Here is a 15,239-nt window from a genome sequence, read left to right as displayed (position 1 = left end):
TTCAGACGACGCGATAGAGGAGTTCAATGCGCGACGAGATCGTCCGACGGATGGTCCACGCCAGCGGGACAGCGGTGCCACTCGCCTATCTGTTCGTCCCGGGCGTCGAGTGGATCCACGTCCAGGCGCTGCTGGTCGCCGGTCTCGGCGTCGCGCTCGTGCTCGAAGTCGTCCGACTGGTCGTCGGGCTGGACTGGTGGATCTACGAGAAGCTCACCCGTGAGTACGAACAGGACAACCTCGCTGGCTATTTCCTCGCCGTGTTCTCGATGGCCGTCGTCGCGCTGGTCTTCCCGCCGCCGAGCGCCGCCGAGACGCTCGTTCGGGGGCTCGAACCGTCGCGGGTCGCCGTCCCGGCGATCCTCATGCTCACGATCGCCGACCCCGTCTCCGGCCTCCTGGGATCGGGCGAGTTGCGGACCGCCAAGGAGGTGACCGTCCTGCTGGTGACCTTCGCCGTCGCAACGCTGCTTGCGGTCCCGTTCGTCACGCCCCTGGCGGCCGTCCTCGGCGGCGTCGCCGCGACCGTCGCCGACGGCATCAAGCCCGTGATCAGCGGTTACGTGATCGACGACAACCTCTCGATCCCCCTGGCGAGCGCGGCCGTGATGTTCCTCGCGGTGCAGTTTCTCCCCGCGAGTCCGCTCTGACGACTACCGGGCGCTCGTGACCCGACAGCCCCACTCGGGGCTTGCCACGGCAGGCCCGGCGCTCATCCACGTCTCGCGGCAAACGCAGGTATGCTCGACAACCCGGACTGGCAGACGTACCTCGGCGTCCAGGTCCGCGACCGCGGGAAGCCGATCGGGACGGTCGTCGACTTCGACGCCGACCGCGCGGCGTTCTACCTCGAACCGTCCCCGGAGATCGACGAGAACACCTGGGACGGGCTGGGCTGGGGCGACAGTGCCGACTACGACGTGAACTGGGAAGACGTCGACTACGACCGCTGGCGTGACGGGGCAAGCGATCTGCCCGTCGACTACGACGAGTGGCCCTGCACGTTGCCGAACGCCCGGCTCGAGGAGAGCGAGGACGGCGATGAACTGCGACTCGTCAGCGCGACGTGACGCGCCGCCCGGCACCCCGTTTCACTTTCGCCGCGCTACCTGAACCCTTATCGGGCGGCGGGAACTACCCAAACGAAATGGCGACGACCGACGAGGGCGAGGGGGTCTCCGGGCCGCTCCTCGCGGACGGCTTTCTCGAGGACCGGACCTACCAGCGCAAGCTGGCCGACGCGGCGCTGGAGACTCACACCCTGGTCTGTCTCCCGACCGGGCTGGGCAAGACGACCGTGAGCCTGCTGGTGACCGCCGACCGGCTGGCCGGCGACGTGGTGAACAAGTCGCTGCTGCTCGCGCCGACGAAGCCGCTGGTCACCCAGCACGCCGAGTTCTACCGGGAGGCGCTGGAAGTCCCCGACGACGAGATCGTCGTCTACACCGGCGACACCCGCCCGGACGACCGCGCGGAGCTGTGGTCGGGCGCCCGCATCGTCGTCGCGACCCCCGAGGTCGTCGAGAACGACCTCGTCGGGAACCGTATCAACCTGACCGACGTGGTCCACTGCACCTTCGACGAGTGCCACCGCGCGACCGGCGATTACGCCTACAACTACATCGCCGAGCGCTACCACGAACAGGCTCGCGACCCGCTGGCGACCGGCATGAGCGCCTCGCCCGGCGACGACGAGGAGGCCATCCTCGAAGTCTGCGGGAACCTCGGGCTCGCGCAGGTGGAGGTGATGACCGAGGACGACGCCGACGTGGCGACCTACACCCACGAGACCACCGTCGACTGGGAGCGCGTGGAGTTGCCCGAGACCGTCGTCGAGATCCGCGACGCCGTCAACGACGTGATCGCCGACAGGTTGTCGAAACTTCGGGACCTGGGCGTCACGAACACCAGCAAGCCGGACGTGTCCGAACGCGAGATACAGAAGATACAGGGCAAGCTCCGGGAGCTGATGAACAACGACCAGTCGGAGGGCTACGAGGGGATGAGCTTCCTCGCGGAAGTGCGCAAGCTGCGGACCGCCGTCACCTACGCCGAGACCCAGAGCGTCGAGAGTCTGCGGCGCTACTTCGAACGGCAGAAACAGGCCGCTCGTTCCTCGGGCGCCTCGAAGGCCGACCAGCGGATGATCTCCGAGCCCAGGGTTCGGGAGGCGATCCGTCGCGCGGAGGATTACGACGACCTGCACCCGAAGTTCCGGCGGACGCGGATGCTCATCGCCCAGACGCTCGGCATCGAGAACGGCGAGCGAGTCATCGTCTTCACCGAATCGCGCGACACGGCGGAGACGCTGACGGACTTCCTCGGCGACCACTTCACCGCTCGGAAGTTCGTCGGCCAGTCCGACACCGAGGGCAGCGACGGGATGACCCAGACCGAACAACAGGAGACCTTAGACGAGTTCCGCGCGGGCGAGTTCGAGGTGCTGGTCTCGACCTCCGTGGCCGAGGAGGGGCTGGACGTGCCCGAGGTCGATCTGGTGCTGTTCTACGAACCGGTGCCGACCGCGATCCGGGCCATCCAGCGGAAGGGTCGAACGGGTCGACAGACCGAGGGCGCGGTGTCGGTGCTGCTGGCCGAGGACACCCGCGACGAGGCGTACTTCTGGAAGGCCCGCAACGACCAGAAGCGCATGGAGAAAGAGCTGCGCTCGCTGAAGTCGATGGCCGGCGAGATCGAGAGCGAACTCACCCAGACCGGGATGGACGAGTTCGCCGACGTCGGCAGTAATGGCGAGGCCCCGGCCGACGCGAACGGGGACGAGAGTTTGGCTCCACACGAAACGGAGGGCGAACCCGCAGCCGACACGTCGGAAATTACGTCCGAAGGTGAGGACGCCGCACCCGAAACGGAGGAGTCCGCAACCGACTCGCGACCATCGAGCGACGACGGTGAGGCCGACAGCGGTGACGGCGACGGCCAGGCGGGGCTGGACGCGTTCGCCGACCGCGAGTCCGGGGGCGGCGAAGCCAGTAGTGGCTCCGGGAGCGACGAGAGCGCGGACCGCGACGAGCCCGACGGGGCAGTCGCGACGGCGAGCGCGGACGACGACGAGAGCGTGGAGATCGTCGTCGACCAGCGCGAACTCGACGCGGCGATCGCCAAGGACCTCTCGCGCCAGGGGGGGATCGTAACGCGCCTGGAGACGCTGGCGGTCGGCGACTACGTGCTCTCGGACCGGGTGGTCGTCGAGCGCAAGACCGTCTCGGACTTTTTGGACACGCTGACCGGCGACGACGAGCGGTCGCTGTTCGAGCAGCTCACCGACGCCGCGCGCTACTACGCCCGGCCCGTCGTCGTCGTCGAGGGCGAGGACCTGTACGGCGAGCGCAACGTCCACCCCAACGCCATCAACGGCGCGCTGGCCTCTATCGCCGTCGATTTCGGCGCGAGCGTCCTCCGCACCGCCGACGCCGACGAGACCCGAGACCTCCTGGCGACCATCGCGGCCCGCGAACAGGAGGACGAGGACCGCACGGTCAGCGTCCACGGCGAGAAGAGTTCGAAGACGCTCGCCGAGCAACAGGAGTACGTCGTCGCCAGCGTCGCCGAGGTCGGCCCCGTGACCGCCGAATCCCTGCTCGCCGAGTTCGGCAGCGTCGAGGCCGTGATGACGGCCGACGCCGACGACCTCATGGCCGCCGAGGGCGTCGGCGAGGTGACCGCCGAACGTGTCCGAGAAGTGGTCGGAAGCGATTACGACGGCTGATCCGGTGGGGCGACCGCTCGACTGCGCTCCGTCTCGGCGGCCCAACACCCCTTCGTTTCGAGTCGAGATTCCGAACGATCCCAACAACGATTACCCCTGCGTTCGAAGCCGAGACCAACAGGGGGCCACAGATGAGCGACGGTATGCAATGGATCGTCAGGTTCGAGTTGCCGAACGGGGGGCCAGGGCCGGACACGGTCGCGAGCGACGATCTCGCGGGCGAGTTCGACGCCGTGGTCGTACTCCTGTTGCGAGACCACTACTGCCAGGTGTCACGCGAGCGAGCCACGGCCTACAGCGACGCCTTCGACGAGTTCGCTGCCGAGGACGTGGCCGTCGTCGGGGCGCTCCCGGACACCGCCGAACGGGCCGGCTACTGGCGGCGCCGGTACGAGTTGACCTATCCCGTCCTCGCCGACTCCGCGGAGGGGTCGGCGGCCGTCGAGACCGAGGGGGCGACGGCGATGACCGACGGGACGCCGCGATTCGACGCCTTCTCCGACGTCGAAGTCGGCGTCGACACGCTGCCGGGGATCGGGATCCTCGACACGCGCTCGAAGTTCCCGCGGCTCGTTCACACCGAAGGTGGCGAGACCCTCCAGGAGTGTCCGAGCCCGATCGACGCGCTCGACGCGGCGCGGGACGCACTGGAAACGTAGGGCGGACGGCTGCCGACGGGGGAAGTCGGCCGCAGTGGGGCAAAAGCGGTGCGGCAGCTTCTTTCAGTACGACCCGGACAGCGCACCCAGCGCTTCGGCGGCCTCGCGTGCCGCCGCGAGGTGGTCGCGAGCGCGACGTGGGTCGTCGGCGTTTTCGGCACGCTCGGCGTGTGTCCGGAGCGTTCGGACCAGCGACGCGCGGGCAGCGCCGAAGTCGTCCCCGGACTCGGCAGCGACCGCGGACGCCGCCGGCTCGGGCGTCGACGGCGTCCGGGAAGGCTGTTCGCGCGGCTGTCCGGATTGCTCGCGGGACTGATCGGGCGACTGGCCCGACCGGCCCCGTGTGCGAGACGGCTGGTCCGGTGATCGGGTCGGCGACTGCTGGGCGGGCTGTCGCTGGGACGGCTCGGACTGACCTGCCTCGGAATCGGCGTCCGCGTTCGCGTCCTCCGGCGTCGACTCCTCGACGCCGGACTCGTCGGCGCCGGTCCGGACGGCGGGACCGTCGGGCTGTTTCACCTCGATGTGATCGGGCGTGTCGCCGTTCTCGGCCGCCGGGGACTGGTCGGTCGTCCCGTCCGCCGCTGCGGAACCCACGTCCCCGCCCTCGTCGGGTGTCTCGACGGGTTCGTCGACCCGTCCCTCGCTTTCGACGGCTTCCTCGACGGACTCCTCGTTCGTGACCACGCGCTGGCAGGTGGGGCAGAACTCGTCGCCGTCGTAGCGGAAGATCGGGTCGCCGCAGTCGTTGCAGTGGGCGTTGGTCATCGTCGCGCCCTTCAACAGGAGGTCGCTCATCCGCTCGCTGGCCTCCCGTTTCTGCTTGTCCTGTTCGTACTTCTCGCGGAGCCGCTCGCGCTCGGCTTCCTTGTCGAAGTCGCTCATACCCGTAGGATACCAGCGACGGTCAAAAAGACCGTCGCCACGACCGCCCCGCGAGCGCCCTCGGTGGCCCGAGTGAATCGACGATCGTCGAACCCCTAATGGACGAACGACGGGTCCAGCGGGCGGGTTTCGATAGATTTACCCACTGAACGTGGCACAGTTTGACGTGATATGACGAAAGTTAGCATCGTCGGTGCGGCGGGCACCGTCGGGGCGGCAGCGGGGTACAACCTTGCGCTTCGTGACATCGTCGACGACCTCGTCTTCGTGGACATCCCGGACCAGGAAGACGTGACGATCGGGCAGGCTGCGGACGCCAACCACGGCGTCGCCTACGACTCGAACACGACCGTCCGACAGGGCACCTACGAAGACACCGCCGGCTCGGACGTGGTCGTCATCACGGCCGGCATCCCGCGCCAGCCCGGCCAGACCCGCATCGATCTGGCCGGCGACAACGCGCCGATCATGGACGACATCGGCTCCTCGATCGCCGAGCACAACGACGACTTCGTCACCGTCACGACCTCGAACCCGGTGGACCTGCTCAACCGCCACCTCTACGAGACGGGCTCGCGCGCACGCGAGAAGGTAGTCGGTTTCGGCGGCCGGCTGGACTCCGCTCGATTCCGCTACGTCCTCTCCGAGCGCTTCGACACGCAGGTCGGCAACGTCGAGGCGACCATCCTCGGCGAGCACGGCGACGCGCAGGTGCCGATGTTCTCGAAGGTCCGCGTCGACGGCCGCGACCCCGAGTTCGACGCCGACGAGCGCGAGGCCATCCTCGAAGACCTGCAGGAGTCGGCGATGAACGTCATCGAACGCAAGGGCGCCACCGAGTGGGGCCCCGCGACGGGCGTCGCCCACATGGTCGAGGCTATCCTGCACGACACCGGCGAGGTGCTGCCTGGCTCGCTCGTCCTCGACGGCGAGTTCGGCTACGAGGACACCGCCTTCGGCGTCCCGGTCAAGCTCGGCTCCGACGGCGTCGAGGAAGTCGTCGAGTGGGAGCTCTCCGAGTACGAGCGGGAACTGATGGACGACGCCGCCGAGAAGCTCTCCGACCAGTACGACCAGATGACCAGCGAGGAGTGACGGCGACCGGCGGCGCGTGACACCGTCGACCCGACGGCGTCGACGGACCGCCGACGACTCATCCCCTCCGACGCGGCTCCGACCGGTCGACGCGACCGCCCGGTCGGTGACCCTCGTCGAGGGCTTCTTCGCACACTCGTTCGTCGAGCAGTGACGCCCACTCCTCGAGGTGTGAACGCTGGTGAGTCACGGGTACCCCTCCGTTGACGCGAGTATCGACGGCCGAGAGTATAACGATTGTGCCTGCACCGGCGGTCCCGCGAGCGCGGGCTCGGTCGGTTCCGTCCGTCGCGTGATCGCGACGCTGCGGAGCCGTCGACTCGAAACTGGGGGTAAAAGCGGCCCAGGAGGATGTGTTCAGGCGTCGGCCTGGCGCCAGGTCTCGGGCACCTGGATGCTGTAGCGACCGTCTTCCTGGAGGGCGATGATGTACTCCTCACGGTCGTACAGTTCCATCAGGTTGAGTTCGTACTGGCCGGGTTCGAGGACGCGGATGCTCTCGAACTGGTCGTTGAGTTCCTCGCGCAACTCGGCCAGATCCGGTCGGTCCGCTCGCTCGGCGTCGGGCTCCTCGGTGACGGTGCGGCCGTCCGCCGCGTCACCGGCGGATGCCCCACCGTTCGCCGCGTCGGCTCCGGCAGGTTCGGTCACACCCTCGTCTGGGGACCCGGTCGCCACGTCGCCCGGTGACGGGTCGGTCTCCCGACCAGCGTCGCCAGCGACTCTGTCCGCGCTATCCGCCCGGCCCGGCTCGAACCTCTCGGAATCGGGCATCTCGTCGGGGTCGACGAGCTGACTGCGCGCGTCGGCCTGGGCGGTGTCCTCGGTCCCGGGCTCGGATTCGGCGACGATGATGTCGTCGTCGAACGAGTCGTCGGTATCGACGGTCGGGTCCGAGTCTTCGGTCGTCGCGGTCGACGATGCGCTCGACCCGGCGGCCGGGGCGGTCGCGCCGCCCGACTCCGACGGCGGGCGCGCCTGCGTGGCGTCACTGCTCGCCGACCCGCCGACCAGGTCCCGGACCGTCGCGGCGGCGTTGCCGACCGTCCGGCTCACCGAGTCGCCCGGCCGGTCCGTCGGCTCCGGCGGCGACTCCGGCGTCGACCCGGAAGGCCCACTGTCGCTCGCGTCCGGACTCGCCGCGTCGCTCGCGCCGTCGAAGCCGTCGGGACGGAACTGGAACTTCGTGCCGCCACACTCCGGACAACCCGACAGCATCTCCTTGGAGCCGTCGGCGAACGTCCGGTCGCAACTCGTACACTGGTGGGGCATACCTGACTATTTCCGTGAGACGAGCGCGCTGATGAGGGTTTCGTCCTTGTGGAGCGTCTCGATCTGGTTGGCCGGCCCGATGACGGTCAGCTTCTTGGTCTCCTCTTTGCCCATCAGCCGACCCAGCAGGCTCGAGTCGTCGGCCTGGGACTTGGGGTAGGTCTCGATCTCGATACCGTTGAACTCGTCGGGGCTGATCTCGGTCATCGTGACCTCGATGAGCCGCGACTCCTCGTCGGGCGTGAGTCCGGCTTCGAGGATGACGATGTTGTTGTCCCGGACGCCGTCCAAGATCATCCGGATCTTCTCCATCGTCGTCTTGCCGTCCATCCGCTCGGCGCTGATCAGGTCGATCTGCACTCCGTCTTCGTCTTCGGGATGTTTCGCTTCAGCCATGATTCACCCGAAGTACTCCGCGATCTGGTCGTACACTTCGTCCATGTTGTCACCTTCGAGGGCCGACAGCTCCGTCGTCTCGTGCTGGGGGTAGGCGTTGCGGATCCGCTGGACGGACGACTCGTCCAGGTCGATCTTGTTCGCGAGGATCAGGACGGGCAGGTCCTGGCTCTCGATGATCCCGATGAGCATCGTGTTGACCTGCGTGAACGGGTCCTCCGTCGAATCGAGCACGTAGATGACCCCGTCGACGTCCTCGCGGAGCCAGTGCATCGCCTCGGCGACGCCCTCCGTCGCCTCCCTGGAGCGACGGACGGCGTCGTCTTTCTCCATGTCGTGTTCGAGAAACTCCGTGTAGTCGACCTTCGTCGTCACGCCGGGCGTGTCGACGATGTCGATGTTGACGGTCTTGCCGTCGCGCTCGATCTCGACGTCTTCCTTCCTGCGAGCCCGACGCGTCTCGTGGGGAACGTGGCTCTCCGGACCCACCGCGTCGCCGGTCCAGTCCCGGGCGATGCGGTTGGCGAGCGTCGTCTTCCCCGCGTTCGGCGGGCCGTAGATACCGATACGTTTCGGATCCTCCTCGGAGAACAGCGTCGATGCTGCCCGCGAAATACTGTCTTTGAGTTCTGTGAACAGTCCCATCCTATCCTCCTGCGCCGCGAGGGCGCATCTGAGCGAATAAGCCGCTCCGACTCACTTAAGCCTACGTCAGACATATATAAGTATTTCGACATCTTGGCACGAATTCGGTCGATTCAGCCTCCGTCTCCACGAGTTACGAGCACACCGACAGAAAACATCGGGTGACAGATAGATGGTCCGTCGGAGAGCGGATCGGCGGCACTCCGGAAGGAATCGGACGTCGTCGACGTGCCGCCGGATCGAACGGGGTGAGTCGGAGTGGTCGCGCCCGCCGAGAGACGACCCGATGACTCCCCCGAGTCGTTAGAGACCCGACGATGCGTTCCTCGTCAACGTGAGTCACGAACCGGAGTTCTCCCAACCCCCACCCCTTCGTTTCAACTGGAACGGCCGAAGCCCGTGGGGGCAGTCCGAGCGCTGGCCGAGGTTGTTTCCGAACCGGGAACGAAGGCAGATGCGACTCAGTGATTTTACTGCAAGAGAGAATTACTAGTGGTGATTCAACCATAACTAGAGTGCATAGACGTTCTACAACTAGACATAAAGCTAGACGAAATATTGTTTTCTCTCTAGTACGGCTATGGTTCGACGGTCTAAGTACTAAATCTTTCTCTCTAGTTAGGTCGAACGTTCGTCGCTGACCCCCCCCACCCGTCTTCCTGTCCGTTCCACCCGAAACGAAGGGGTGGGGGGCGCACCGCTAAGCAATCATATAATTTATATTTCGACAGTATCTCCTAGTGTCCTCGGAAGAGTCGCCGGTCGAGAGGGTATTCGGGATCTGGACACTCCGTCGACACTCTGGGATAGGTCGGTACACCGCTGGGATCCGGTCGTCGTGGGGGCCCTCGCGATAGTCACCGAAATATTTAATATCGTATCAACCACGGGTTCTTGTGGTTCAACTGGACTCACCGGCTTCGTCGGAATCGACGGAACGCGGTGATATCATCGGTATGAGTCGCGCTCCGAGGGTGCGCGACGGCACTTCCAGACGAAACAGAGGGGTTCGGTTTCGCGGTACTCGAACGATTACGATGAACGGGGACGACACAGACCAAGACACGACGCTCGATTCACAGCGGTTCGTGGATGGCTCGGACGGAGACGACGAACAGCTACCCCCGTCGACGGATGAAGGGGGAACACAGTCCGACCGTGCTGCCAAGGGACAGTCCGGCGACCGGGAGGAGAGCGCGATTCGCGAGAGCGACGAGTCGACCGCCGGGAACCGGAATCCGACGGACGACGACCACTCCGATCCCGAGACGGCGAACGCGGCCGACACCGACTCGGTGTCGACCGTTCGAGGCGGTGTCGGCTCGGCTGGGGTCGACTTCGACGCCGAGGGCGACGACGCCGACTCGTCGGTACTCGACGACGTGATGCTCGACGACGTCGGCTCCGAAGATCCCGAAGAGGCCTCCCAGGGACTGTTCGACGACCTGTTGGCGGGCGACCCGATCTTCGAGAACAAGGAGGTCCTCCGTCCGTCCTACACGCCGCGCAAACTCCCGCACCGCGAGGAACAGATCAACAACATGGCGACTATCCTCGTGACCGCGCTGCGCGGGGACTCGCCCTCGAACATCCTCATCTACGGGAAGACGGGGACCGGCAAGACCGCCAGCGCGAAGTTCGTCAGCACGGAACTGGAATCCACCTCCCAGAAGTACGAGGTTCCCTGCGAGGTCGAGTACATCAACTGCGAGGTCACCGACACGCAGTACCGCGTGCTCGCCCAGCTGGCCAACAAGTTCGTCGAGAAGAACGAGGCGGTCATCGACGAGGAACTCGACGACCTTGAATCGCTTCGCGAGCGCGCACGCGAGACCCCGACGGCGCTGGCCGAGACCGAGTACGACTCGGTCGCAGCCGTCGAGGACCGAATCGAACAGCTGGAGGAGGACCGCGAGTCGTTCGAACAGGTGCCGATGACCGGGTGGCCCACTGACCGGGTGTACAGCACCTTCTTCGACGCCGTCGACTACCACGAGCGGGTCGTCGTCATCATGCTCGACGAGATCGACAAGCTCGTCGAGAAGTCGGGCGACGACACGCTGTACAACCTCTCGCGGATGAACTCCGAGCTGGAGCGCTCGCGGGTGTCGATCATGGGCATCTCCAACGACCTGAAGTTCACCGACTTCCTCGACCCCCGCGTCAAGTCCAGCCTCGGCGAGGAGGAGATCGTCTTCCCGCCCTACGACGCCAACCAGCTGCGGGACATCCTCGAACACCGCGCCGAGGTCGCCTTCGAGGGCGACGCCCTGACCGACGACGTGATCCCGCTCTGTGCGGCGTTCGCCGCCCAGGAACACGGCGACGCCCGCCGCGCCCTGGACCTGCTCCGCACGGCCGGCGAACTCGCCGAGCGCGACCAGACCGACGACGTCGACGAGGACCACGTCCGCAAGGCACAGGAGAAGATCGAACTCGACCGCGTCGTCGAGGTGGTTCGGACCCTCCCCACCCAGTCGAAGCTCGTCCTGTTCGCGATCATCATGCTGGAGAAAAACGGGGTCCACAACATCAACACCGGCGAGGTGTACAACGTCTATCAACGGCTGTGCGAGGAGATCGACGTCGACACCCTCACCCAGCGCCGCGTCACCGACCTCATCTCCGAGCTGGACATGCTCGGCATCGTCAACGCCGTCGTCGTCAGCAAGGGCCGTTACGGCCGCACGAAGGAGATCTCTCTGTCGGTCCCGATCGACGAGACCGAGGCCGTCCTCCTGTCGGACTCGCGGCTGTCGGACATCGAGGACACCCAGCCGTTCGTCCAGACACGTTTCGACAACGACTCGAGCTGACAGCCACGGTCCGAACCGACGGCCACGCTCGCGACTTTTCGCCGGCGTTCTCGCCTCGTCCTACGGAGCGACCGCGCTTCGGTTCCGGGTCTCGCCGGCGAGCGCCGCGTCGGCCGTACGCGCCGTGTCGGTCGCGAACGCCACGCCAGTAGGCGACGCGCGGGCGCTGCCCAGACACCGCTCGTTCCGCAGTCGGATGCACCCGAGTTTCGGGATACGGACCTCGGCAGTGCCGACGACCCACTCGGCCTTGACCGGGGCGCTCAGCGGATCCGGTTGGGCCTGGTCGTAGCCGCCGTTGTTGTCGCCCTTCGTGATGAACCCGGCGTGCGGGGCCGGGCAGTACGGGAGCGCCTCCTCTGTCGACTCCCCGCACTCGCTGTAGCGGCCGATCGACTGGCGATCGGCCTCCTCGTACCAGTTCTCGCCCTCCTGCACGTAGAACATCGCCCGGTGGATGATCGGCGTGGCCCCGTCGTTACCGTCGGGTTTGTAGACGATCACGTCGCCCGGGCGCTGGAACTGCCGGTAGTCGGTGTGTTGGCCCGAACGGAGCGTGACGACACCTGTTCCGGCTATCTCGCCGTCGCCCGGGAACCGCTGCTCGTCCATGACGAACACCAGGTCGCCGGTGTTCATGTGCGGTGCCATACTCGAACTCTCGATGGCGACCATCGGGGGCCACACACCGCTGACCGCGAACAGCAACGCGCCGACCAGCAAGACCGCCAGCGCGCTCGACAGTACGTCGACCAGGAACGTCCGCGCTCCGCTCCCTGCTTTCGATTCGGTCACCTCGTCGTCGCCGTGGCGAACCGGCGGCGCGTCCGTCTCCCGAGCGCCTCCGTTGACGGCGACGCCCACTCCAGTCTCCGCGTCTCGCCCGCGGTCGGTCCCGGATTCGGACGAGCTGTCGACCGCGTCGGAGTGGCGCGGTTCGGCAGCCTCCGGGCGGCGTGCGTCGCCTCCTTCCGGCTCAGTCCCGCTATCACCGGATCCGTCGGGCTCTCCGGAGGGCGGCTCGTCGTCGCCGGGCGGACTCATTGCCAGCCCGTTGGGTCAGTGGGCGTTTGAATGTTCTGACCCGTCCCTGACGGAGGGCCACCGTCTCGCTCTCCAGCGGACGACCGCCGTCTCGCGGGTCCGCTACGCTTTTGCGCAGCGACACCGACATCCGACTGTGCCGCTCGAGACGCCGGTTCACGTCGCCAACGAACTCGCCAGCCGGGGCTACAACGCCGAACCCGAGGCCGTCACCCTCCTCGCCTCGACCCCCGACCCCGCCGGCGCGCTCGACCGTACACTCGAAACGGTCCCCGACGACGTCATCGTGCTCACCGCCGACCACGTCAAAGAAGTCGTCGACACTCGGTCGCGGTCTGGTGGTTCGCCGACCCGAACCGACCCGAAATCGTCCCCGGACACCTCCGCCCATCCCCCCGATGGGCCCCCTTCCCGAGACCCCTCTGTTTCAACTGGAACGGGCGACTCCGAACCGTCAGACGGCGGTGGGGCCGCTGCAGTGGAAACAGGGGGGTCTCGGTCGGGTACCGGAGACGGTTCGGCGACCGGTTCGGCGGCCGGAGACGGTTCGGCGACCGGTTCGGCGGCCGGAGACGGTTCGGCGGCCGGCGGTGGACGGACGCCAGCCGACCCCGCCCAGCAGTCGGTCGCCGTCGAGGGCGACATCCAGAGCACCGGGACGGGAGAGTACTCGGATTTCGTCGCCGTCTTCCGCGACCGCTACGAGAAGCTCTCGAAGCAGTTGCGCGGGCGGGTCAACCACCGGCCGACCGACGCTATCGAGTCGATGCCGGGCAACAGCGAGGCGGCGATGGTCGGGATGGTCTCGGACATCCGCTCGACCGCCAGCGGCCACTGGCTGGTCGAACTCGAAGACACCAACGGAACCTTCCCCTGTCTGGTGATGAAAGACCGCGACATCGCCGACCTGGTGAACGAACTCCTGCTCGACGAGGTCATCGCCGTCGACGGCACGCTGGCCGACGACGGCGGCATCCTCTTCGTCGATTCGCTGTACTTCCCCGAAATTCCGCGCACCTACGAACCATCGACGGCCGACCGCGAGGTGGAAGCGGCGCTCATCAGCGACGTCCACGTCGGCAGTCAGGAGTTCGAGGCCGACGCCTGGCATCGGTTCACCGACTGGCTGCACACCGCCGACGCCGACCGCGTGGAGTACCTGCTCGTCGCCGGCGACATGGTCGAGGGCGTCGGCGTCTACCCGAACCAGGACGAGGAACTCGACATCGTCGACATCTACGAGCAGTACGAGCGGTTCAGCGAGTACCTCAAGGAAGTCCCGGGGGACATGGAGATCATCATGATCCCGGGCAACCACGACGCGGTCCGCCTCGCGGAGCCCCAGCCGGCCTTCGACGAGGAACTACGGGACATCATGACCGCCCACGACGCCCGCATCTCGGGCAACCCCTCCACCGTCACCGTCGAGGGCGTCGACGTGTTGATGTACCACGGCGTGTCGCTGGACGAGGTGATCGCCGAGCTGCCCGACGAGAAGGCCAGCTACGACGAACCCCACAAGCCGATGTACCAGCTCCTGAAGAAGCGCCACGTCGCCCCGCAGTTCGGCGGCCAGACCCGCCTGGCGCCCGAGGAAGAGGACTACCTCGTCATGGAGTCGGTCCCAGACATCTTCCACACCGGCCACGTCCACAAGCTCGGGTACGGCAAGTACCACAACGTCCTCGCCATCAACTCCGGCTGCTGGCAGGCACAGACGGACTTCCAGAAGAGCGTCAACATCGACCCCGACGTGGCCTTCGCGCCTATCGTCTCGCTGGACACCCTCGACCTGCGGATCCACGACTTCGAGTAGGTGGCGCGGCGAGTGCAACCGGCCCCCGAACCCCTCGGTTTCGGGTCGAACTCACGAACGGACCGCCGATCAGCCCAGCAGCGGCGTCTCGTCGCCGGCGACGACGAGGACGAGGGCGACCAGCGCCAGCACTGGATACGCGGGGTGGGCGACGGCGAACTCCACCAGCGCCGCGACGGCGCCGACGTCGGCGACGGCAGTGGCCGCGTTCGTTCCGGACTGACCGGGCATCGAGAGCCCGTGGGCCGTGCCGAGGCTCGCCGCGGTGACGGCCGCCACGCAGCACAGCGTCACGAGCCCGGCGATCCGCAGCGTCTGGCCGTCGAGGATCGTGCCCGTCCCTGGCTCGCCGCCGAGTCGCGTCATCGACGGAGTAGAGGACGTATCACCCTATAAAAGTGCGTCAGACTGTCGAGCGGTGCTGTCGGCAGGCGGTCGTTCAGCTCCCGATCAGTGGGGCCTCGTCCCCGGCAGCGACGAGGACGAGACCGACCAGTATCGCCGCGGGATAGGCCGGGTGGACGCTGGCGAACTCGACGAGGGCGGAGACTGCGCCCACGTCGGTCGCGTAAGCCGCGGTCACGCCGGTCGCGTCGCCGCCACCGAGTCCGTACTCGGTGGAGACGCTCACCGCGGCGACGCCGATCGGCAGGACGATCATGAGGGAACCGACGACCCGTAACACGTGCGCGCTGACCGCCGTCACCAGCCGCGCCCCGATTCCGGAGGAACTCATTGCCGAATGTCGACGGCTTCCAGTGACTTAATTGCGTGTTAGACGAAGCGGTCGACACCTCGGGGGTCGGCGAGCACGCTCGTCCGGCGCGAATCGGTTCGGCCGACCGGAAATCCTGCCGGGATCGCCGACAGCGGGCGGGTTTCGC

The 15,239-nt window shown here is 66.9% G+C and carries 14 protein-coding genes; 7 read left to right on the top strand and 7 right to left on the bottom strand.

All coding sequences use genetic code 11. The features are described from left to right. The first annotated feature begins 26 nt into the window (after window positions 1–26). The 4 genes from I7X12_RS09905 to I7X12_RS09890 all read left to right on the top strand — a co-directional run bounded on the left by I7X12_RS09905 (window position 27) and on the right by I7X12_RS09890 (window position 4,386). Window positions 27–650, top strand: a complete 624-nt coding sequence (locus I7X12_RS09905; RefSeq protein ID WP_198063650.1) for a diacylglycerol/polyprenol kinase family protein — start codon at window positions 27–29, stop codon at window positions 648–650. Window positions 651–740: 90 nt separating this feature from the next. Beyond that, a complete protein-coding gene (locus tag I7X12_RS09900) occupies window positions 741–1,070 on the top strand; it encodes a hypothetical protein (protein ID WP_198063649.1) in 330 nt (109 codons plus the stop codon). Window positions 1,071–1,147: 77 nt separating this feature from the next. Continuing rightward, window positions 1,148–3,727, top strand: coding sequence for a DEAD/DEAH box helicase (locus tag I7X12_RS09895; protein WP_198063648.1), 2,580 nt, complete (start codon window positions 1,148–1,150; stop codon window positions 3,725–3,727). Window positions 3,728–3,858: 131 nt separating this feature from the next. Next, a complete protein-coding gene (locus I7X12_RS09890; protein WP_198063647.1) occupies window positions 3,859–4,386 on the top strand; it encodes a redoxin domain-containing protein in 528 nt (175 codons plus the stop codon). Between the two features lie 63 nt (window positions 4,387–4,449). Here I7X12_RS09890 and I7X12_RS09885 read toward each other — a convergent pair whose 3' ends face one another. Beyond that, complete coding sequence (locus I7X12_RS09885; protein ID WP_198063646.1) at window positions 4,450–5,271, bottom strand: Sjogren's syndrome/scleroderma autoantigen 1 family protein; 822 nt, start codon at window positions 5,269–5,271, stop codon at window positions 4,450–4,452. Window positions 5,272–5,442: 171 nt separating this feature from the next. On the opposite strand from I7X12_RS09885, the gene mdh reads away from it, so the two are divergent. Next, on the top strand, window positions 5,443–6,366 hold the full coding sequence (gene mdh, locus I7X12_RS09880; protein WP_198063645.1) for a malate dehydrogenase: 924 nt from the start codon (window positions 5,443–5,445) through the stop codon (window positions 6,364–6,366). Between the two features lie 357 nt (window positions 6,367–6,723). Here mdh and I7X12_RS09875 read toward each other — a convergent pair whose 3' ends face one another. From I7X12_RS09875 to I7X12_RS09865, 3 genes are read right to left on the bottom strand one after another with little or no spacing between them, the layout of a single operon-like run. Then, window positions 6,724–7,638, bottom strand: coding sequence for an OapC/ArvC family zinc-ribbon domain-containing protein (locus I7X12_RS09875; protein WP_198063644.1), 915 nt, complete (start codon window positions 7,636–7,638; stop codon window positions 6,724–6,726). Between the two features lie 6 nt (window positions 7,639–7,644). Next, window positions 7,645–8,034, bottom strand: coding sequence for a DUF2073 domain-containing protein (locus I7X12_RS09870; protein ID WP_123535269.1), 390 nt, complete (start codon window positions 8,032–8,034; stop codon window positions 7,645–7,647). A gap of 3 nt (window positions 8,035–8,037) precedes the next feature. Next, window positions 8,038–8,679, bottom strand: a complete 642-nt coding sequence (locus tag I7X12_RS09865; protein WP_198063643.1) for an Era-like GTP-binding protein — start codon at window positions 8,677–8,679, stop codon at window positions 8,038–8,040. A 1,037-nt stretch (window positions 8,680–9,716) separates the two neighbouring features. On the opposite strand from I7X12_RS09865, the gene I7X12_RS09860 reads away from it, so the two are divergent. Continuing rightward, a complete protein-coding gene (locus I7X12_RS09860; RefSeq protein WP_198063642.1) occupies window positions 9,717–11,495 on the top strand; it encodes a Cdc6/Cdc18 family protein in 1,779 nt (592 codons plus the stop codon). Between the two features lie 60 nt (window positions 11,496–11,555). Here the strand turns inward: I7X12_RS09860 and I7X12_RS09855 are convergent, their stop codons facing one another. Continuing rightward, window positions 11,556–12,539 (bottom strand): S24/S26 family peptidase, encoded by a 984-nt coding sequence (locus I7X12_RS09855; protein ID WP_198063641.1) that lies wholly within the window; start codon window positions 12,537–12,539, stop codon window positions 11,556–11,558. A gap of 136 nt (window positions 12,540–12,675) precedes the next feature. On the opposite strand from I7X12_RS09855, the gene I7X12_RS09850 reads away from it, so the two are divergent. Beyond that, on the top strand, window positions 12,676–14,355 hold the full coding sequence (locus I7X12_RS09850; protein WP_198063640.1) for a DNA-directed DNA polymerase II small subunit: 1,680 nt from the start codon (window positions 12,676–12,678) through the stop codon (window positions 14,353–14,355). Window positions 14,356–14,424: 69 nt separating this feature from the next. Here the strand turns inward: I7X12_RS09850 and I7X12_RS09845 are convergent, their stop codons facing one another. Both I7X12_RS09845 and I7X12_RS09840 read right to left on the bottom strand, forming a co-directional pair. Next, window positions 14,425–14,721: a hypothetical protein gene (locus I7X12_RS09845; protein ID WP_198063639.1), complete on the bottom strand. Its 297-nt coding sequence runs from the start codon at window positions 14,719–14,721 to the stop codon at window positions 14,425–14,427. 73 nt (window positions 14,722–14,794) lie between these two features. Beyond that, window positions 14,795–15,091 carry a hypothetical protein gene (locus I7X12_RS09840; RefSeq protein ID WP_198063638.1) on the bottom strand — a complete coding sequence of 99 codons (297 nt, stop codon included), beginning with the start codon at window positions 15,089–15,091 and terminating at the stop codon, window positions 14,795–14,797. Window positions 15,092–15,239: the final 148 nt, after the last annotated feature.

The sequence above is a fragment of the Halosimplex litoreum genome, from assembly GCF_016065055.1.
Lineage (GTDB): Archaea > Halobacteriota > Halobacteria > Halobacteriales > Haloarculaceae > Halosimplex > Halosimplex litoreum.
This window is presented reverse-complemented; position numbering and strand designations above follow the sequence as displayed.